At 63.7% G+C, this 17,756-nt stretch carries 17 protein-coding genes; 8 read left to right on the forward strand and 9 right to left on the reverse strand.

Annotated features, from left to right (window positions below):
* The first annotated feature begins 16 nt into the window (after positions 1 to 16).
* Positions 17 to 1,240, forward strand: coding sequence for a M23 family metallopeptidase (locus tag CFP68_RS01595; protein ID WP_099823751.1), 1,224 nt, complete (start codon positions 17 to 19; stop codon positions 1,238 to 1,240).
* Positions 1,241 to 1,308: 68 nt separating this feature from the next.
* Here the strand turns inward: CFP68_RS01595 and CFP68_RS01600 are convergent, their stop codons facing one another.
* Positions 1,309 to 1,989 (reverse strand): helix-turn-helix transcriptional regulator, encoded by a 681-nt coding sequence (locus CFP68_RS01600; RefSeq protein ID WP_099823754.1) that lies wholly within the window; start codon positions 1,987 to 1,989, stop codon positions 1,309 to 1,311.
* Between the two features lie 256 nt (positions 1,990 to 2,245).
* Between CFP68_RS01600 and CFP68_RS18345 the strand changes: the two genes are divergently transcribed.
* From CFP68_RS18345 to CFP68_RS01620, 4 genes are read left to right on the forward strand one after another with little or no spacing between them, the layout of a single operon-like run.
* A complete protein-coding gene (locus CFP68_RS18345; RefSeq protein ID WP_241523907.1) occupies positions 2,246 to 2,509 on the forward strand; it encodes a twin-arginine translocase TatA/TatE family subunit in 264 nt (87 codons plus the stop codon).
* A gap of 18 nt (positions 2,510 to 2,527) precedes the next feature.
* A complete protein-coding gene (gene tatB / locus CFP68_RS01610) occupies positions 2,528 to 3,022 on the forward strand; it encodes a Sec-independent protein translocase protein TatB (RefSeq protein WP_099823756.1) in 495 nt (164 codons plus the stop codon).
* On the forward strand, positions 3,019 to 3,969 hold the full coding sequence (gene tatC / locus CFP68_RS01615) for a twin-arginine translocase subunit TatC (RefSeq protein ID WP_099823757.1): 951 nt from the start codon (positions 3,019 to 3,021) through the stop codon (positions 3,967 to 3,969). The genes tatB and tatC overlap by 4 nt, the downstream gene beginning before the upstream one ends.
* Positions 3,966 to 4,808, forward strand: a complete 843-nt coding sequence (locus CFP68_RS01620; RefSeq protein WP_099823759.1) for an ATP-binding protein — start codon at positions 3,966 to 3,968, stop codon at positions 4,806 to 4,808. The genes tatC and CFP68_RS01620 overlap by 4 nt, the downstream gene beginning before the upstream one ends.
* A 146-nt stretch (positions 4,809 to 4,954) precedes the next feature.
* Here CFP68_RS01620 and CFP68_RS01625 read toward each other — a convergent pair whose 3' ends face one another.
* On the reverse strand, positions 4,955 to 6,103 hold the full coding sequence (locus CFP68_RS01625) for an ABC transporter ATP-binding protein (protein WP_420915808.1): 1,149 nt from the start codon (positions 6,101 to 6,103) through the stop codon (positions 4,955 to 4,957).
* A 316-nt stretch (positions 6,104 to 6,419) separates the two neighbouring features.
* On the opposite strand from CFP68_RS01625, the gene CFP68_RS01630 reads away from it, so the two are divergent.
* Positions 6,420 to 7,448 (forward strand): Hint domain-containing protein, encoded by a 1,029-nt coding sequence (locus CFP68_RS01630; protein ID WP_241523909.1) that lies wholly within the window; start codon positions 6,420 to 6,422, stop codon positions 7,446 to 7,448.
* 16 nt (positions 7,449 to 7,464) lie between these two features.
* Here the strand turns inward: CFP68_RS01630 and CFP68_RS01635 are convergent, their stop codons facing one another.
* Both CFP68_RS01635 and CFP68_RS01640 read right to left on the reverse strand, forming a co-directional pair.
* Complete coding sequence (locus CFP68_RS01635) at positions 7,465 to 7,833, reverse strand: nuclear transport factor 2 family protein (RefSeq protein WP_099823763.1); 369 nt, start codon at positions 7,831 to 7,833, stop codon at positions 7,465 to 7,467.
* An 83-nt stretch (positions 7,834 to 7,916) separates the two neighbouring features.
* On the reverse strand, positions 7,917 to 8,498 hold the full coding sequence (locus CFP68_RS01640; RefSeq protein WP_099823766.1) for a hypothetical protein: 582 nt from the start codon (positions 8,496 to 8,498) through the stop codon (positions 7,917 to 7,919).
* Between the two features lie 147 nt (positions 8,499 to 8,645).
* Here CFP68_RS01640 and CFP68_RS01645 point away from each other — a divergent pair, with 147 nt between their 5' ends.
* Positions 8,646 to 10,253, forward strand: a complete 1,608-nt coding sequence (locus CFP68_RS01645; RefSeq protein ID WP_099823768.1) for a peptide chain release factor 3 — start codon at positions 8,646 to 8,648, stop codon at positions 10,251 to 10,253.
* 204 nt (positions 10,254 to 10,457) lie between these two features.
* Positions 10,458 to 11,984, forward strand: a complete 1,527-nt coding sequence (locus CFP68_RS01650; protein ID WP_099823770.1) for a DEAD/DEAH box helicase — start codon at positions 10,458 to 10,460, stop codon at positions 11,982 to 11,984.
* Between the two features lie 138 nt (positions 11,985 to 12,122).
* Here CFP68_RS01650 and CFP68_RS01655 read toward each other — a convergent pair whose 3' ends face one another.
* From CFP68_RS01655 to nuoN, 5 genes are all read right to left on the reverse strand, one after another.
* Entirely contained in the window at positions 12,123 to 12,548 is a 426-nt protein-coding gene (locus CFP68_RS01655) for an OsmC family protein (RefSeq protein ID WP_099824187.1), read from the reverse strand.
* Between the two features lie 556 nt (positions 12,549 to 13,104).
* A complete protein-coding gene (locus tag CFP68_RS01660) occupies positions 13,105 to 14,772 on the reverse strand; it encodes a ribonuclease J (RefSeq protein WP_099823772.1) in 1,668 nt (555 codons plus the stop codon).
* Positions 14,769 to 15,548 (reverse strand): type III pantothenate kinase, encoded by a 780-nt coding sequence (locus CFP68_RS01665; RefSeq protein ID WP_099823775.1) that lies wholly within the window; start codon positions 15,546 to 15,548, stop codon positions 14,769 to 14,771. The genes CFP68_RS01660 and CFP68_RS01665 overlap by 4 nt, the downstream gene beginning before the upstream one ends.
* Positions 15,549 to 15,560: 12 nt before the next feature.
* Entirely contained in the window at positions 15,561 to 16,319 is a 759-nt protein-coding gene (locus tag CFP68_RS01670) for a biotin--[acetyl-CoA-carboxylase] ligase (protein ID WP_099823777.1), read from the reverse strand.
* A complete protein-coding gene (nuoN, locus tag CFP68_RS01675; RefSeq protein ID WP_099823779.1) occupies positions 16,309 to 17,745 on the reverse strand; it encodes an NADH-quinone oxidoreductase subunit NuoN in 1,437 nt (478 codons plus the stop codon). The genes CFP68_RS01670 and nuoN overlap by 11 nt, the downstream gene beginning before the upstream one ends.
* Positions 17,746 to 17,756: the final 11 nt, after the last annotated feature.

Here is a 17,756-nt window from a genome sequence, read left to right on the forward strand (position 1 = left end):
CAATCGAGGACGCCCCATGCGCGCAATCCCCCAAGGCCGGACGGCCCGCCGAACAGCCAAGATGACGCTGGTCCTGCCGCTTCTGGCAAGCGTGGCCTGCACCCAGAACGGCGGCTTCGACTTCGATCTTCGTGACAACCTGGGCAATGCGTTCGACACCAGCAGCGCCGTGATGAACGTGCGCACCGAGGTCCGCCCGCAGCCCGACAATCGCGGCATCATCTCGTATCCCACCTATCAGGTGGCCGTGGCGCGCAACGGCGACACGCTGCGCACGGTGGCGGGACGGGTCGGGTTGTCGGTGGATGAGTTGTCGAACTTCAACGCCATGCCGCCGGATCTGCCCCTGCGCCGGGGCCAGGTGATCGCCCTGCCCCGCCGGGTGGCCGAACCGTCGCCCGCCACGGGGGCCGCCGCGTCGGGCCCGATCCGCCCGACCCAGACGCCGGCCGCGACCGCCCTGCCCGAAAGCGAAGACATCGCCGTCGCCCCGCTGGACGACCCCGCGACGCCCACGGCACGGCCCGTGCGGCGCACCGAGAAACCATCACTGGCGCAATCGGGCACCGAACCCGTGCGCCACAAGGTCAAGCGCGGCGAAACCGCCTATTCCATCGCCCGCACCTATGGCATCCCGGTCAAGGCGCTGGCCGACTGGAACGGCCTGACCGGCGACCTGGCGCTGCGCGAAGGGCAATACCTGCTGATTCCGGTGGCGGTGGATTCGCCGAAGGCGCAGAACACCACCACCGCGCCCGGCAGCGGCTCGGTCGCGCCGGTGCCGCCCTCGGCCGCAACGCCCCTGCCCGACGAAGACGCGACGACCGCGCGGCCCAAGGAAACCCCGCCGTCCCCCGCCATGGCCGACGACAAGACGAAAGCCACCAAGGCGACCCGGCTGGCGCTGCCCGTCAGCGGCCCGATCATCCGTGCCTATCGCAAGGGCAAGAACGACGGCATCGACATCTCGGCCAGCGCCGGAACCGCCGTCGTCGCCGCCGAGGCCGGCGTGGTCGCGGCGATCACCCGCGACACCGACCAGATCCCGATCCTGGTGCTGCGCCACCCCGGCAACATCTTGACCGTCTATGCCGGGGTCGACCGGATCACCGTCAACAAGGGGGACACGGTGAAGCGCGGCCAGCAGATCGCCGCCGTGCGCGCCGCCAACCCCGCGGTCCTGCACTTCGAGGTGCGCGAGGGATTCGAAAGCGTCGACCCCGAGCCCTATGTGAACTGATCCGCCATGCCCCAGCGCCGGAGCCTCCGGCGGGAGTATTTCGGTCAATGAGAAGCCGGGGGGGGCGGTCAGGTTCCGGCGCGCCGCGCACGAAAATCGATCAGGGTCTTGCCCTGCTCTTCGACGAAAAGCTCGGGGCGGGCCCGCAGCGCGGTGATGCGATCGACGCGGAACACGCCGAAGTCGCCGGTTTCCTCGCACCAGGCCGTCACGGTCCAGAAGCGCCCCCAGTATTCCAGTTCAAGCGGGCGCAACGTGCGATGTGTCAGGGTGCCGTCGGCATCGGTGTAATCGACACCGACCTTCTGACGCGCACGGATGGCCGCGCGCAGGTTCGGCATGTATGCAAAACCGTTGGCCGCGTCGGTGAAGGGGTAGATCGCGAACCCCCAGCCCTTGGCGGGCGCACTGCGGTCTTCGGGCAGCACCGCGTCGATCTTGGCCGACAGGGTGGCCGCGGCATCGCGCAACTCGTCATCTGCTGCCGCACCGACAGCGGCAAGGCCCAGGTGCAACGCTTCGAGTTCGGTCATTGTCAGGTTCAGCGGTGGCAGGGTCACCGGGGCGGTCACCCGGTATCCGATACCGCGTTCGCCCTGCACAGGAACCCCCGACGCCATCAGCGTTTCCATGTCACGATAGATCGTGCGCAGCGAAACGCCCAGCCGGTCGGCCATCTTCTGGGCGCGGTGCAAACGCCCGTCGCGCAGGATCTGGATCAGTTCGAAAAGGCGGTCGGTGCGGCGCATGACCCATAGGTCGGCGTCAGGCGCGCCCGGGTCAAGGGTGTCGATCCGGCCACGTGATTCGCGCGACGGGCGGCATCGACCGCCCGCACAACTGCCAAATACCTGTCAGTTGACCGCTTTATGTCCGACAACCGCTTCACAACGCCGTTGCGACGCCACGATCACGTGCTTTCCCGCTTTCCTGTCGCTGCGCTGTGCCTTACCAAGGTGGCGTCCTTCGGCGCGATTGCGCCTTAGCCATCAACGGAGCGACCCTATGTTGAACAATATCGGCCTGCCCGGCCTTCTGCTGATCGCCGTCGTCGTGCTGGTCCTGTTCGGACGCGGCAAGATTTCATCCCTGATGGGCGAAGTCGGAAAGGGCATCACCGCCTTCAAGCGCGGCGTGAGCGACAGCACCAAGGAAATCGAAGACAGCAGCGACACCGTCGAACGCCGCGACAGCAAGACCAACGACGATCTGGCCGCGCCCGCAGTGCAGACGTCGTCTTCCGAATCCAAGGACAAGACCCAAGTCTGATCGGCAGGAGCCGCCCCAATGTTCGATATCGGCATGACCGAACTGCTGGTGATCGGCGTTGTCGCGCTGATCGTCGTCGGTCCCAAGGATCTGCCCGGAATGTTCCGGACCCTTGGACGTTTCACCGGCAAGATGCGGGGCATGGCGCGTGAATTCCAGCGCGCCATGGACGATGCGGCGGACGAGGCCGGGGTCAAGGACGTGGCGAAGGATCTGCGCAAGGCGACCTCGCCCAAGTCCATGGGGTTGGACAAGCTGAACGCCGCCGCCGACAAGTTCGAGAAGTGGCAACCCGGTGTGGCGCCGAAGACCGGTGACCGGACCGGCGATGCGCCGAAGGCGAAATCCTATGGTCCGGCGACCGAAACGCTGGCCGCCGATCGCGCGGCGCAGGGCGATGCGCGGCGGGCCGGTGCGTCCGAGACCGCGGGCGTCGCAAAACCGGCCGCGGAACAGGGGCCGGTGCCCGACCCCAACGCCCCCGCGACCGACGCTTCAAAGGGTGACGCATGAGCGATCAGGACGAGCTTGAGGATTCCGGCGCGCCGCTGATCGAGCATCTGGCCGAACTGCGCACCCGGCTGATCCGGTCGGTCGCGGCCTTCATCGTCGGCATCGTTGTCGCCTTCGTTGTGGCCGAGCCGATCCTGCAATTCCTGGTCCGCCCCATCGAAGCGACGTTGCGCGACCTCGGCGACCCTGCACCGACGCTGCAATATACCTCGCCTCAAGAATACCTGTTCACGCTGTTCCGCATCTCCATGGTGTTCGGCTTCGGCCTGGCCTTTCCGGTGATCGCCCACCAGATGTGGCGGTTCGTGGCGCCCGGATTGTATCGCACCGAGAAATCGGCGTTCCTGCCGTTCCTGATCGCATCGCCGGTGATGTTCCTGCTGGGCGCCTCGTTCGCCCAGTTCGTGGTGACCCCGTTGGCGATGAAGTTCTTTCTGGGCTTTGCCGACATTTCGTCGATCTTTGCCGGGCTGATGCGAACCGCGGTCGGCACCCTGCCCGACAACGCCGCCGTCGTGGCCCGCGAGGCCCTGCCCGAAACCAGTGAAGGCGTCCGGATCACCTTTTTCGGCAAGGTGAACGAAAGCCTTGATATCACGCTCAAGTTCATCATCGCCTTCGGGCTTTGCTTCCAGCTGCCCGTGTTGCTGACGCTGATGGGCAAGGCCGGGTTGGTGTCGTCGCGCGGGCTGGCTGACGTGCGCAAATACGCTGTGGTCGCGATCCTGTTGCTGGCCGCGCTGGTGACACCGCCCGACGTGGTGACCCAGTTGATCCTGTTCAGCGTGGTCTACGGGCTTTACGAAATCTCGATCCAACTCGTCAAACGTGTCGAACGCAAACGCACGGACGAGTTGCGCAAGGCCGGCATCCTGGACGAAGACGAAGAGCTTTGGGACGATATCGAAGCCGAAGCCGAAGAAGACGAGGACGATACCACCAAATGAACCAGGACGCCCTGATCCGCATCGCCGACGCCCTTGAACGCATGTCGCCCCCGCCCCTTGAAGCGCCGGATTTCGACGCTGCGGATGCCTTTGTCTGGCATGTGGCGCCGGATCGTCTGAGCCCGGTCGAGAAGGTCAACCGCGTCGATCTGGCGCTGCTGGTCGGCATCGATCGGTCCCGCGACACGTTGCTGGAAAACACGCTTCGCTTCGCGCGGGGCCTGCCGGCGAACAACGCGCTGCTGTGGGGCGCGCGCGGAATGGGGAAATCGAGCCTGGTCAAGGCGATCCATGCCGAAGCGGTGCACCGGGGCCACCCGCTGAAGGTGGTCGAGGTTCAGCGCGAAGACCTGCCCTCGATCGGACGATTGCTGAGCCTGCTGCGCCCTGCGCCGTTCCGCTTTGTGCTGTTTTGCGACGATCTGTCGTTTTCCCATGATGACCAGCACTACAAGTCGCTCAAGGCGGTGCTGGATGGCGGGATCGAGGGGCGGCCCGACAACGTGGTGTTCTACGCGACATCGAACCGCCGCCACCTCATGCCGCGCGACATGATCGAAAACGAGCGCCAAAGTGCGATAAACCCGTCGGAGGCGGTCGAGGAGAAGGTATCGCTGTCGGATCGGTTCGGCCTGTGGCTGGGCTTCCATCCCTGCACCCAGGAAGAATATCTGGGCATGATCGCCGGCTACTGCGACGCCCACGGGATCGACATCGATGCCGAAACCCTGCGTGCCGAAGCGATCGAATGGCAAGCCACACGCGGCGGGCGCTCGGGACGGGTGGCGTGGCAGTATTTCACCGATCTTGCCGGCCGTCGCGGGGTCGCACTCGACTGACGCCGCGGGTAGAGAGCAAAGGCGCCTCCGGCGGGAGTATTTTAGCAAGAAAAAGCCGGGCGGCGCTTGCCATTCAGCATTCTGCTTTCATCCCGCATTTGATTTCTAATTGATCGAAATACGCCCCCGCGGGTGGCGTCCTGCCCTCAGGCCATGGCCCGGGCGCTGCCGATCTTGCGCGGGAAGACAAAGCAACGCTCGCGCCGGATCATCAGCCAAAGCGGCGTGCCGCGCTTTGGCAGGAAGACCGACGGGACCGTCGCGCTGATCAGCGAGCCGTCGAAGTCCAGCCTGAATTCGACCAGGCTTTCCTTGCCGATGAAACGCGCGCGTTCGACGACAGCGCGGGCGGCGGTGCCGTCGGCGGCGGTCGGAAGCGGCCCCTTGCCGGCGCGGTCGAAATCGATCCGCACGTGCTGTGGGCGAATGACGATGTCGACGGGCGTGCCATCGGGCACGCCGGGGGCGAGGAACTGGCCGAAGGCGGTGTTGGTCAGCGCACCCTCGACCGTTCCTTCGATCACGTTGATGTCGCTGAAGAACGCGGCGGCGGCGCGGTCGGCCGGGGCGTTGTAGATGTTATAGGGTGCGCCCACCTGCACCACCCGGCCGGCGCGCATCAGGGCGATTTCATCCGCCATGCGCATCGCCTCTTCGGGCTCGTGGGTGACCAGCAAGACCGCGGTGCCTTCCTCTTTCAGGATCGACAGGGTTTCGTCGCGGATGCCGTCGCGCAGACGGTTGTCGAGGCCGGAAAAGGGTTCGTCCATCAACATCACCTTGGGGCGCGGCGCGATGGCGCGCGCGAGGGCGACGCGCTGCTGCTCGCCCCCTGACAACTCGTGCGGCCAGGCATCCATGAACCGGCTCAGCGACACCCGTTCCAGCAACTCCTCGACACGGGCGCGCCGCACGGCCTTGGGGCCGCTCAGGCCGAAGGCCACGTTGGCGGCCACGGTCAGGTGCGGAAACAGTGCGAAGTCCTGGAACATCAAGCCGATGGACCGGTCCTCGGGCGGCACCCGGGTCTGGGTGTCGCAGACCAGGCGACCGTCGACCCAGATCCGCCCCGAATCCTGTTGATCGACACCCGCGATGATCCGCAGCGTCGTCGACTTGCCACATCCCGAGGGGCCCAGCAGGCAGGTCACCTGCCCCGGCATCACCGACAGCGACACGTCGTCCACGACCCGTCTGCCATCATAGCTTCGGGTGATGTTCTCGACTTTAAGACGGGGGGTGATGTCTTTCACCGTCGCGACCTTTCGCAAAATCCGAGCGTTTGCGTCGGACAAGCGGCAGGTAACAGCGTCCGCGCCCTGCATCAACCCTGTGGCGCGATCCGTGGTGTCCGGACGTGCCGAACCGTTGTCGCACCCTCGCCCACAACGCACCGGATCACGCCGCCGACGATTCGCCAGGCCGCAAATCGGTGAACAACGCGGCCGTGGATCAGGCGCTGTTGCTTGCATCGGGACAATCCGCAGCGCGGGGGCCGGGTCAGGCCCCATAAATTGACCGCAGGCGGGGTCGCCCTTAATGTAATTTCAACACGGGGGTGCAAGAGTTTGGGGGCCGGTGAAAATCTGTTCGCCGGAAAGGACGCAAGGCATGTCGCTGTCAATGGATCATATCGGGACGTTTTCGGAAGAGCCGGCGCAGAGTTTGCCGGTGTTCCATGCCGACCTGTTTCGCGTCGTCGATGGTGCGAACCTCGGCGATCCGATGGGCCATGCCGGCGACCTAATGCTGGGCGATATCTACATGCTGACGCCCGGCGCGCGGCGCACGCGCCTGGCCGTCACCGCCAGCGGCGCATCCGGGGCCCTGACGATCGCGCCGGGCACCGAATGTGGCAGCCCTGGCGCCATGGTCCACCTGGATTGCTGCGCCACGTTGATGAGCCCGGACGGCACGACGGTCGAGGCATTGGTGCTGGTCGAACTCGACGACACGCAAACCGCCATCGCCGACGTCCGCCTGTTCCCGCTGGCCAAGCTGAAACCGCGTCTGGGATATGCCTTGGTCGCGCTGGATCGCGCGGCGGCACGGGCCCGTTTCGCGGAAGCGGCCTGTGTGTCGTTCACCCGCGGCACGCGGATCACGCTGGCGTCTGGCCGGATGGCGCCGATCGAAACGCTTGCGGCGGGCCAATCCGTGCTGACGCGCGATCACGGGCCGCAGAAGATCCGCTGGATCGGTCAACAAACGGTGCGCGCCCACGGGGCCTTTGCGCCGATCCGGATCAAGGCCGGCACCCTGCGCAACGAGGAAGACCTGATCGTCAGCCCGAACCACCGTCTGTTCGTCTATCAGCGGCGGGACACCCTGAAGGCGGGGCGTGCCGAGGTTCTGATCAAGGCCAAATACCTTCTGAACGACGACACTGTGACGCGCACCGACGGCGGGTTCGTGGATTATTTCCAACTGCTCTTTGATCGGCACGAAATCATCTATGCCGAAGGCATTGCCGCCGAAAGCCTGATGGTGGACACCCGCACGCGGCCCGCCCTGCCCTCCGAGCTTCAAGCGCAGCTTGCCGTGCACGACAACCGGACCGATGCGTTGGGCTATACCCTGCCCCGTGCCGGAACCGCCGGGCAGATGCTGAACCTGCTGCAAAACGCAACACGCCGATAGACGGGCGGCGGGCACGTCAGACGGAATAGAAGAACTGCTCGCGCACAATCTTGCCGTCTTTGACGGTATAGACGGCAACTTCCCTGAACGTGCTGCGCGTGCCGCTGTCTTTCATCGTCGAGTCCACTTCAAAGATCACCGCAAACCGGTCGTCGCCATGGGTAAACGGTCCTTCGACACTGCTGCTGTGCACGTCCACGTTTTCGTTCCACCACGCGTGTTTGGCCCGGATCCCGTCAAGACCCACGGTCACGGCATCGCCACCCGGTGGCGCCACCGCTTCCACCGACACGGCGTCGGCGGCATAGATCGTATCGAGAAGGTCTGACTCGCGATGGGCGCGGCACGCGGCGACAAGAGTTTCCGCGATCGTTTTCAGGTCCATTCCACCCCTCACTGGTCCTCTATCTCGTGTGGCCGCTGCCATGGTCAAGCGTGACGCCCGGCCATGGCATGATCGCATGGGTGTTATCGTCTTCCGACGAATTCGCCGAGGAATGGCGCGCGTTGGCCGTTCGACGTGACGTTGCCGATCACTTCACCCCCGACGAAACCCTGGTTGGCGCCATAGAAATCACCTTCCAGCTGACCGTTGACATCATAGGTCTGGTTGTTGCCGGCCAGCCGTCCGTTGACAGCGCTTGAGAAGGTATAGTCGACGTCGGGATTGATATTCCGCCGGATCGGACCGTCGGCGACGATCAGTGCACCAGTATATCGCGTGCCGTCTTCCTCGACGAAATCGTCCATGGTTCCGCCGACCGTGCTGTTGGCGAAGTTCGCCCGCAGTTCCAGATCGCCGACGACGGTCGTCGTTTCACTGCCCACGCCGGGCAGTTCCGCAGCAACGACACCGTCGTATTCCGCGCCACCACTGGTGGGCAGGTTGGCCGGATCCGAATAATTTTGGCCGGTTTGCTCGTTCAGAAGGCGCACGAGGGCTTCGCCCTCCGCGAACCGGCTGGCATAGCTGTCGTTATCGACACTGCTTCCGCCGCAGGCGGTCAGGGCCAAAAATCCGCAGAGGGCGGCGGGGATACTGTAACGCATGATCGTCTCCAAGAGGTGAAATGCCGGGCCAGAATCGCGGCATTCCGCCTTATGATGCGCAAGCGTGGCACCGCGCCATCAGATTTCGGATCGGTGTGAAAAAATCGCTCCATTGCAACACTCTCGCCACTGTTCTATAGCCGCGCAATGCTGGACCGCACCTCAAACTCATCCGACCTGCCGCCCGAAATCGCGCGCCGCAGGACCTTTGCCATCATCTCGCATCCCGATGCGGGCAAGACGACGCTGACCGAAAAGTTCCTGTTGTTCGGCGGCGCGATCCAGATGGCCGGACAGGTGCGCGCCAAGGGCGAGGCGCGGCGGACAAGGTCCGACTTCATGCAGATGGAGAAGGACCGCGGCATCTCGGTTTCCGCCTCGGCGATGTCGTTCGATTTCGGCGAATTTCGCTTCAACCTGGTGGATACACCGGGCCACAGCGACTTTTCCGAAGACACCTATCGCACGCTGACGGCGGTGGACGCGGCGGTGATGGTGATCGACGGTGCCAAGGGGGTCGAAAGCCAGACCCGCAAGCTGTTCGAGGTGTGCCGCCTGCGCGACCTGCCGATCCTGACCTTCTGTAACAAGATGGACCGCGAGAGCCGTGATACGTTCGAGATCATCGACGAAATCCAGGAAAACCTTGCCATCGACGTGACACCGGCAAGCTGGCCCATCGGTGTGGGTCGCGATTTTCTGGGCTGTTATGACATGCTGCACAACCGCCTGGACCTGATGGACCGGGCCGACCGAAACAAGGTTGCCGAATCGATCCGCATCGAAGGATTGGACGACCCCAAACTGGCGCAGCACGTGCCGCCACACCTGTTGGAGACGTTGCGCGAAGAGGTCGAGATGGCGCGCGCCCTGTTGCCCGAATTCGACCGGCAGGCGTTTCTGGATGGCACGATGACGCCCATCTGGTTCGGCTCGGCCATCAATTCCTTCGGCGTCCGGGAGCTGATGGACGGCATCGGCGAATTCGGCCCCCGTCCGCAACCCCAGAACGCTGTGCCGCGCCAGGTTTCGCCCGACGAAACAAAGGTTTGCGGCTTTGTCTTCAAGGTGCAGGCGAACATGGATCCCAAGCACCGCGACCGCGTGGCATTCGTGCGGATGGCGTCGGGCCATTTCACGCGCGGCATGAAGCTGACCCATGTGCGCACCAAGAAGCAGATGGCCATCAGCAACCCGGTGTTGTTCCTGGCCTCGGACCGGGAATTGGCGGAAGAGGCCTGGGCCGGCGACATCATCGGCATTCCCAACCACGGCCAGCTTCGCATCGGCGACACGCTGACCGAGGGCGAGGAGATCCGCGTTGCCGGGATCCCGTCGTTCGCGCCCGAGTTGCTGCAGAATTGCCGCGCCGGCGATCCGTTGAAATCCAAGCATCTCGACAAGGCGCTGCACCAGTTCGCCGAAGAAGGCGCCGCGAAGGTGTTCAAGCCGATGCTCGGTTCAGGCTTCATCGTCGGCGTCGTCGGCGCCTTGCAGTTCGAGGTGCTCGCCAGCCGGATCGAGTTGGAATACGGCCTGCCGGTGCGCTTCGAGCCGTCACAGTTCACCTCCGCCCGGTGGGTGTCGGGCAGCCGCGCCGCGGTCGAAAAATTCGTCAACGTCAACAAGAGCCACATCGCCGAAGACAACAACGGCGACATCGTCTATCTGACGCGGCTGCAATGGGACATCGACCGCATCGAACGCGACTTTCCCGACGTGACCCTGACCGCGACCAAGGAAATGATGGTCTGATCCGGCCATGATTGGCGAAGGTATTGGAAAATAACCCGCAAATTGCGCTGTTTTCCCCCATTTCGCGCAACCAAAGTTGACCCGCCGCCGCCGATGCAGTAGCCACGGGCGCAGCGTTCTACGATCGTGGATTCAATGGGCCATCCGGGCCGCGCAAACCAGACGCACGGGCCCACAAATCGGTCCGTTAACCTACGGAACCGAATGACAAAATTTTCCGATCTGAACCTCGATCCCAAGATCCTCAAGGCTGTTCTTGAAGCGGGATACGAAACTCCCACACCAATTCAGGCGGGCGCGATTCCCGCCGCCCTTGCGGGGCGCGACGTATTGGGCATCGCCCAGACCGGCACCGGCAAGACGGCGGGATTCGTGTTGCCGATGATCCACGCCCTTGCCCGCGGCCGCGCCAAGGCGCGCATGCCCCGATCGCTGGTGTTGTGCCCGACGCGCGAACTGGCCGCGCAGGTGGCCGAAAACTTCGACACCTACTCAAAATATGTGAAGCTGACGAAGGCTCTGCTGATCGGTGGCGTCTCGTTCAAGGAACAGGATGTTCTGATCGACAAGGGCGTCGATGTGCTGATCGCGACGCCCGGCCGTCTGCTGGATCACCAGGAACGCGGCAAGCTGATCCTGAACGACGTCAAGATCATGGTCGTGGACGAAGCCGACCGGATGCTGGACATGGGGTTCATCCCCGATATCGAACGGATCTTCGCACTGACGCCCTTCACCCGTCAGACGCTGTTCTTCTCGGCGACCATGGCGCCGGAAATCGAACGTATCACCAACACGTTCCTGTCGTCGCCCGAAAAGATCGAAGTGGCACGGCAGGCCACCGCGTCCGAGAACATCGAACAGGGCGTCGTGATGTTCCGCGCGTCCCGCAAAGATCGCCAGGCCGCCGAGAAACGCAACGTTCTGCGCGCGTTGATCGACGCCGAGGGCGCGAAATGCACCAACGCGATCATCTTCTGCAACCGCAAGATGGACGTGGACACCGTGGCCAAGTCGCTGGTCAAGCACGGCTATGACGCGGCGCCGATCCATGGCGATCTGGACCAGTCGCAACGCACCCGCACGCTGGACGGCTTTCGCGCCGGCGATCTGCGGTTCCTTGTCGCCTCCGACGTGGCGGCCCGTGGTCTGGATGTTCCCGCCGTCAGCCACGTCTTCAACTTCGACGTGCCCTCGCACGCCGAGGATTACGTTCACAGGATCGGCCGCACCGGCCGGGCGGGTCGCGATGGCAAGGCCATGATGATCTGCGTTCCCTCGGATGAAAAGAACCTTGCCGACATCGAAACCCTGATCGCGCGCGAGGTTCCGCGTCTCGACAACCCGCTGGGCCAGCCGGAAAGCCCGACGGCCGAGGCCGAGCCGGAGACCAAGCAGTCGCCCAAGCCCGAGCGTCGCACCCGCAGCCGCACCCGTAAGGCGCCCGAAACCACGCCCAGCGAACCGGTTACCCCGAAAGCTGCCGAGGCGGTCGAGGAAAAGCCGAAGATCGAAGCGGCAACTCCGGCCGCGGTGGCCGCACCCGACACGAGCGATACGGCAAAACCGAAAGACGACAAGTCGCGCAGCCGTGGCGGACGGCGGGGCGGGCATCGCGACCAGCAGGGCGGTGAAGGCCAGAGCCGTGGTCGGGATGAACGTGTTGTGGGCATGGGCGATCACCTGCCCGACTTCATCGCCAAAAGCTTTGAAGAGCGGCGCGCCGGTTGATCGGCGCGCGCCCTCAGCGGCACTGTTGATCCAAGAAAAAATCGCCGGACGCATAACTGCGTCCGGCGATTTTCGTTAACGTTGAACTGGAATGGACTGGCGGCGCAAGCTCTGTTCCCACCGCCAATCCGATCTTCATCAGCCCAGTTTCGCATCCATGGTGACGTCTGCCGTCACCAGCTTGGACACCGGGCAACCGGCCTTTGCGGCATTGGTTGCCTCCTCGAACTGCTCTTCCGTCGCGCCGGGAATCTTGGCCGTCACGTCCAGATGGATCTTGTCGATCGCGAAGCCGCCATCTTCTTCAACCAGGGAAACGGTCGCCTTGGTCGAGATGTCGTCAGCCTTCAGATCGTGCTGACCCAGGATCATGCTGAGCGCCATGGAAAAGCAGGCCGCATGGGCCGCACCGATCAGCTCTTCGGGATTGGTGCCTGCCTTGCCCTCGAAGCGCGTGTTGAAACCATAGGGTTGGTCAGACAACACACCGGATTCGGTGGATACCTGGCCCTTGCCGTCCTTCAGACCGCCAGACCATTTCGCGGAACCATGTTTCTTGATCATCTCGGTCTCCTTCTTTGTGTTCGGCATGACATCGAACTGTGTCATGGAATGAAAGCGTTGCGCGCGCGTATTGTTCCGTTTTTCGGCAACAAGCGAAACCTCGAACTTTGGATCGCGGGTCCAGTCCATGGCGCCCGGCCCGGTGACCGTCTTGCGACCGAGCCGTGTGTCGAACGTAATGCCTTCGTCCCGGACGACCGGTCTGAACCAATATTCAATGACGCGGATCGGCACGCTGCTTATGCTGGCCCCTGCGGCGCAGCATTGCACATTGGGCGGATCGCCGTAATTCAGGGTTCGCCGATGGATCAGAACCGAGAGATAGGTGCGCGGCTTGCCATCGGGAAAAAGCGCGTCGCGCAGGTTCAACTCCGACACGGCAACCCGGAACAGCCGGCCGCATCCCTGACAGGCGATTTCCGCCAGCGCGCATTCCTGGGCATAGATGTTCGCCGTCCGTCCGGCGCGAAGGCGCACCAGCGCGGCACGCCGTGTTCGTCGAACCACAGGGGCGGTTCGACGATCCGGTCCAGAATGTCGCCATAGTGGTTCAGCATCAGCTCAGACGGCTGACGACCACTGTGACCTCGGGCTTCCTGCCTATCTCGTTGTTGGCGGATTGGCGGGCGGTCTTGCTCAGCATGTCGTCAAGCTTGGCATCGTCCAGCAATACCTTGTTCGCCGCGCGGTTCACCGCCTGGGCCAGATCTGCCTCGATCACGTCGACAACCGGGCTGCCCGACCGGCCGATCTCGGGCAGGCCCATGATCTCGACCCACGGATCACCCAGCGGATCGTCGTTCTCATCCATGATCAGCGTCACGATCACATGGCCGTTCAACGCCATGCGGATCCGGTCACGCACCACCCCGTCCAGCGCGCCGATCAGGACCGAGCCGTCAAGATAGGTGCGTCCGGTTTCGACGTATTCCACTACCTTCGGTTCATTGCCCGACAGCGAAATACAGGTGCCGTTGGGCGCCAGAACCGACCCACGCCCGGCCTGCGCGGCCAGTTTCGTATGTTCGCGCAGATGGCGGTGTTCGCCGTGCATCGGCACGACGATCTGCGGGTTCACGATGTTCTGCATCTCCAGCAGATCGGGGCGGTTGGCATGACCCGAGACGTGGTACATCCCGTCGTTGTCATCCACCACGTCCACGCCCATTTCCGAATAGGCGTTGATGATGCGGATCACGCCGCGTTCGTTGCCGGGGATGACCTTGGACGAGAACAGGAACGTGTCGCCGTCATCCATGGACAGGCCCAGGTATTTGCCCCGCGCCAGTTGCGCAGATGCCGCCCGGCGTTCGCCCTGCGATCCGGTGACGATCAGCATCAGCGATTGGCGCGGGATGTCGCGTGCTTCCTCGACGCTGACGGTGTGGGGAAATTCGCTCAACACACCCGATTCCATCGACGCGGCCACCATGCGCTGCATCGCCCGGCCCAGAAGACAGACCGAACGGCCCGCAGCGATCCCCGCCTCGGCCAGCGTTTTCACCCGCGCCACGTTGGACGCAAAGGTGGTGGCGACGACCATGCCTTTTTGCGACGAAATCAGCTTGGTGATCTCGGGGCCCACCGTCGCCTCTGAACGGCCCGCGTGGCCCGAGAACACGTTGGTCGAATCGCAGACCAGGGCCAGCACGCCGTCCTTGGCGATGTCGGCATAGAGTTTCGGATCGAACGCTTCGCCCACCACCGGCGAATGATCCAGCTTGAAATCGCCGGTATGGACGATCCGGCCTTCGGGCGTGTCGATGACTAGGGCCGAGCTTTCGGGAATCGAATGCGAGATCGGAACGAAACCGACCTTGAAATCGCCCGCCTTGGTGGTTTCGGGCCAGGCGCCGACGACGTTGATGTTCTCGGGGTTCTGCCCCTGTTCTTCCATCTTGCGTTTTGCGTGCAGCGCGGTGAAGGCCCGGCAATAGACCGGCGCACGCAAACGGTGCCACAGGTGGCCGATGGCGCCGACGTGATCTTCGTGGGCGTGCGTGATGAAGATCGCGTCCAGGCGGTCGGCCCGGTCGGAAATCCACTGAACGTCGGGAAAGATCAGATCGACGCCGGGCGAGCCGTCCATGTCGGGGAAGGTCACGCCGACATCGACCAGGATATAGCGTTCCCTGCCCTTCGGCCCGTAGCCGTAGACGTAACAGTTCATGCCGATTTCCCCGGCGCCGCCGAGGGGCATGTAAATCAGATGCTTGGTGCTCATACGCTTTGGTTTTCCTTGTTATAGCGATGAATCACGGTCAGGCCGTGTATCGTGAGTTGGTCTTCATAGGCGTCGAACAACGCCTCGGATTGCTGGAACAGAGGCGCCAGCCCGCCTGTTGATACGATTTTCATCGGCCGGTCCCGCTCTGCCTTGATGCGGTTGCAGATCTCGCGGACCAGACCGATGTAACCCCAGAAAACGCCGCTTTGCATGCAGGCCACCGTATTGGTGCCGACGACCTTCTGGGGCTTGGAAATGTCGATGTTGGGCAACGCTGCCGCCGCATGGTGCAACGCTTCCAGTGACAGGTTCACGCCCGGCGCGATCACGCCCCCGATATAGGCGCCGTCGCTGTCCACCACGTCAAAGGTCGTGGCCGTTCCGAAATCGACGACGATCAGGTCACCCCCGAACAGATCGTGTCCCGCGACCGTGTTTACAAGTCGGTCCGGTCCCACGGCGGTGCCCTGATCGACACGCACATCGATCGGCAACAGGCAATCGGGCTTGCCCACGACCAGCGGGCGGCAGGCGAAATAGCGGTCGGCCAGGACACGCAGGTTGAACACCACGCGCGGCACGGTGGACGAGATGATGACGGCCGTGATCTCGACCTCGATGCGGCGAAACGCCATGAGCGACATCAGCCAGACGTAATATTGATCGGCGGTCCGCTGCCATTCGGTCGAGGTGCGCCAGGTGGCGACGGATTCAGCGCCGTCCCAGATGGAAAAGACGGTGTTGGTGTTGCCGCAATCGATGGCCAGAAGCATGCCGTCTGCCCCTCAGAAAAAGACGTCGGCGGCGGAAATCGTGGTGCGGCCTTCATCGGTGTCCAGCACCAGGTGTCCGGCGTCGTCGACGGTCACGAAACGCCCGGAAACCTCGTGCGCGCCGATGCGAGCCGTGATGACTTCGCCCAGGCGCGCGGCGTGACGCAGCCATTTCTCGCGGAGGTGATCGAAACCCATCTGTTCGAGAAGCATCTCCTCGGTGGCATAGAAGCCGGCCAGCCGGGTCAGAAACGACGCGGGGTCGATGGATTGCCCGCCTTGTCCCGCGAGACTGACTGGGGGGAAATCGGCATCCGGGAAATCCGGCGCCTGCGAAAGATTGACGCCAAAGCCGATGGCCAGCCAATCGATCTGACCGCCGCTGCTGGCGCTTTCCAGAAGGATGCCAGCCACCTTGCCGTTGTCCAGCAACACGTCGTTGGGCCATTTCTTGGCCAGCCTGGTGCGGTCAACCGACATCGCCAAGGCCTCAAACAAGGCGTTCGCGGCAAGAAAGGTGCGCAGTGCGGCCCAACCGGCCACGCCCCCCGGTCGCATCACCAACGTCGCCGCAAGGTTGCCAGCACCACCGTTCCAGTCACGCCGGCGCCGGCCGCGGCCCGCCGTTTGGCGGTGCGCCATGATCCAGGTCGGACGGTCCAGTTCGTGCGCGATGCGCGCCGCATGGGCGTTGGTGCTGTCGATCTCGTCGAGGATCAGCAGCTCATAGCCTTCGGGCCAAACCGCAGAGGCGCCCGTCTCAGTTGACAAGGGTCGCCGCCGCCGCGGCCGCTGCCCCTTCGATCCCGAACAGGCTGACCACACCGACAACCATGGCCGCCGCCGACACCATCAACATGCCCCACAAGACGCGCGAACCGCCGGCATCGAGACCTTCGTCGTCCTTGCCGAAATACATCAGGAACACGATGCGCAGGTAATAATAGGCACCGATCGCCGAGGCCACCGCCGACAGGATCACCAGCCAAACCAGATCGGCCCCCACACCGGCCTGCCACACCCCCAGCTTGGCAAAGAAGCCCAGCATCGGCGGCACGCCAGCCAGCGAGAACATCAGCACCAGAAGCGCCAGCGCGCGCACCGGCTCGCGTTTGGCATACATGTTCAGCGCCGAAATCTCGGTCACCGGCTGTCCGTCCTTTTCCATCGACAGGATAAAGGCGAAGGTGCCGATGTTCATCGTCACGTAGATCGCCATGTAGATCAGCATCGCCTGAACGCCGAGTGCCGTTCCCGAGGCCAAACCGATCAGGGCATAGCCCATGTGCGAGATCGAGGAATAAGCCATCAGGCGCTTGATGTTGTTCTGGCCGATGGCGGCCACCGCACCCAGGAACATCGACGCCACCGACAACAGCGACACGATCTGCTGCCAGTCGCCGACGACACCGCCGAACGCATCGTGCAGCACCCGGGCGAACAGGCCGATGGCCGCGACCTTGGGCGCCGTCGCGAAGAACGCGGTCACGGGGGTGGGCGCGCCTTCATAGACATCGGGCGTCCACATGTGGAACGGCGCCGCCGAAATCTTGAACGCAAGGCCCGAGATGATGAAGACAAGGCCGAACAACAGGCCAAGCGGCGCTTGGTCTTCGCCGACCGCGAGGATGACACCGGCGAAGCCGGTGGTTCCCGCAAATCCATACACCAGCGAACAGCCATACAGAAGCAGACCCGACGACAGCGCGCCAAGGACAAAATACTTCAGGCCCGCCTCGGTCGACTTGATCGAATCCCGACGCAGCGATGCCACGACGTAGAGCGAGAGCGACTGAAGCTCCAACCCCATGTAGAGCACCATCAGGTCGCCGGCACTGACCATCACCATCATGCCGACCACGGCCAGCACAACCAGCACCGGATATTCGAAGCACAACAGGTTGCGCCGGGTCATGTAACCCTCGCTCATCAGCAGGACGGCGGCAGACGAGAACAGGATCATCGCCTTGGCAAAGCGCGAGTATCCGTCATCCAGGAACATGCCGCTGAAGCCGACGTTGGTGCCGCCGCGCAGCGCGATCCACGCGCCGCACACGGCCAGGACCACGGCCGTCGCCCAGGTCAGAAACGGGCCCATCCGGTCCTTGCTTCCGTAAACTGCGATCATGAGGATCGCCAGCGCATAGGTCGCCAGCAGAAACTCGGGCAGGACGGTTTGGAAATCGGCAGCTGTCATCGGTGCTCTCT

The organism is Oceaniglobus indicus (genome assembly GCF_002751875.1).
In the GTDB taxonomy this organism is placed as follows: Bacteria; Pseudomonadota; Alphaproteobacteria; order Rhodobacterales; family Rhodobacteraceae; genus Oceaniglobus; species Oceaniglobus indicus.

What these genes read in the sequence shown, in the direction of transcription:
- CFP68_RS01595 (WP_099823751.1), top strand. Translation starts at nt 17, where the DNA reads ATGCGCGCAATCCCCCAAGGCCGGACGGCCCGCCGAACAGCCAAGATG.
- CFP68_RS01600 (WP_099823754.1), bottom strand. Translation starts at nt 1,989, where the DNA reads ATGCGCCGCACCGACCGCCTTTTCGAACTGATCCAGATCCTGCGCGAC.
- CFP68_RS18345 (WP_241523907.1), top strand. Translation starts at nt 2,246, where the DNA reads ATGTTGAACAATATCGGCCTGCCCGGCCTTCTGCTGATCGCCGTCGTC.
- tatB (WP_099823756.1), top strand. Translation starts at nt 2,528, where the DNA reads ATGTTCGATATCGGCATGACCGAACTGCTGGTGATCGGCGTTGTCGCG.
- tatC (WP_099823757.1), top strand. Translation starts at nt 3,019, where the DNA reads ATGAGCGATCAGGACGAGCTTGAGGATTCCGGCGCGCCGCTGATCGAG.
- CFP68_RS01620 (WP_099823759.1), top strand. Translation starts at nt 3,966, where the DNA reads ATGAACCAGGACGCCCTGATCCGCATCGCCGACGCCCTTGAACGCATG.
- CFP68_RS01630 (WP_241523909.1), top strand. Translation starts at nt 6,420, where the DNA reads ATGTCGCTGTCAATGGATCATATCGGGACGTTTTCGGAAGAGCCGGCG.
- CFP68_RS01635 (WP_099823763.1), bottom strand. Translation starts at nt 7,833, where the DNA reads ATGGACCTGAAAACGATCGCGGAAACTCTTGTCGCCGCGTGCCGCGCC.
- CFP68_RS01640 (WP_099823766.1), bottom strand. Translation starts at nt 8,498, where the DNA reads ATGCGTTACAGTATCCCCGCCGCCCTCTGCGGATTTTTGGCCCTGACC.
- CFP68_RS01645 (WP_099823768.1), top strand. Translation starts at nt 8,646, where the DNA reads ATGCTGGACCGCACCTCAAACTCATCCGACCTGCCGCCCGAAATCGCG.
- CFP68_RS01650 (WP_099823770.1), top strand. Translation starts at nt 10,458, where the DNA reads ATGACAAAATTTTCCGATCTGAACCTCGATCCCAAGATCCTCAAGGCT.
- CFP68_RS01655 (WP_099824187.1), bottom strand. Translation starts at nt 12,548, where the DNA reads ATGATCAAGAAACATGGTTCCGCGAAATGGTCTGGCGGTCTGAAGGAC.
- CFP68_RS01660 (WP_099823772.1), bottom strand. Translation starts at nt 14,772, where the DNA reads ATGAGCACCAAGCATCTGATTTACATGCCCCTCGGCGGCGCCGGGGAA.
- CFP68_RS01665 (WP_099823775.1), bottom strand. Translation starts at nt 15,548, where the DNA reads ATGCTTCTGGCCATCGATTGCGGCAACACCAACACCGTCTTTTCCATC.
- nuoN (WP_099823779.1), bottom strand. Translation starts at nt 17,745, where the DNA reads ATGACAGCTGCCGATTTCCAAACCGTCCTGCCCGAGTTTCTGCTGGCG.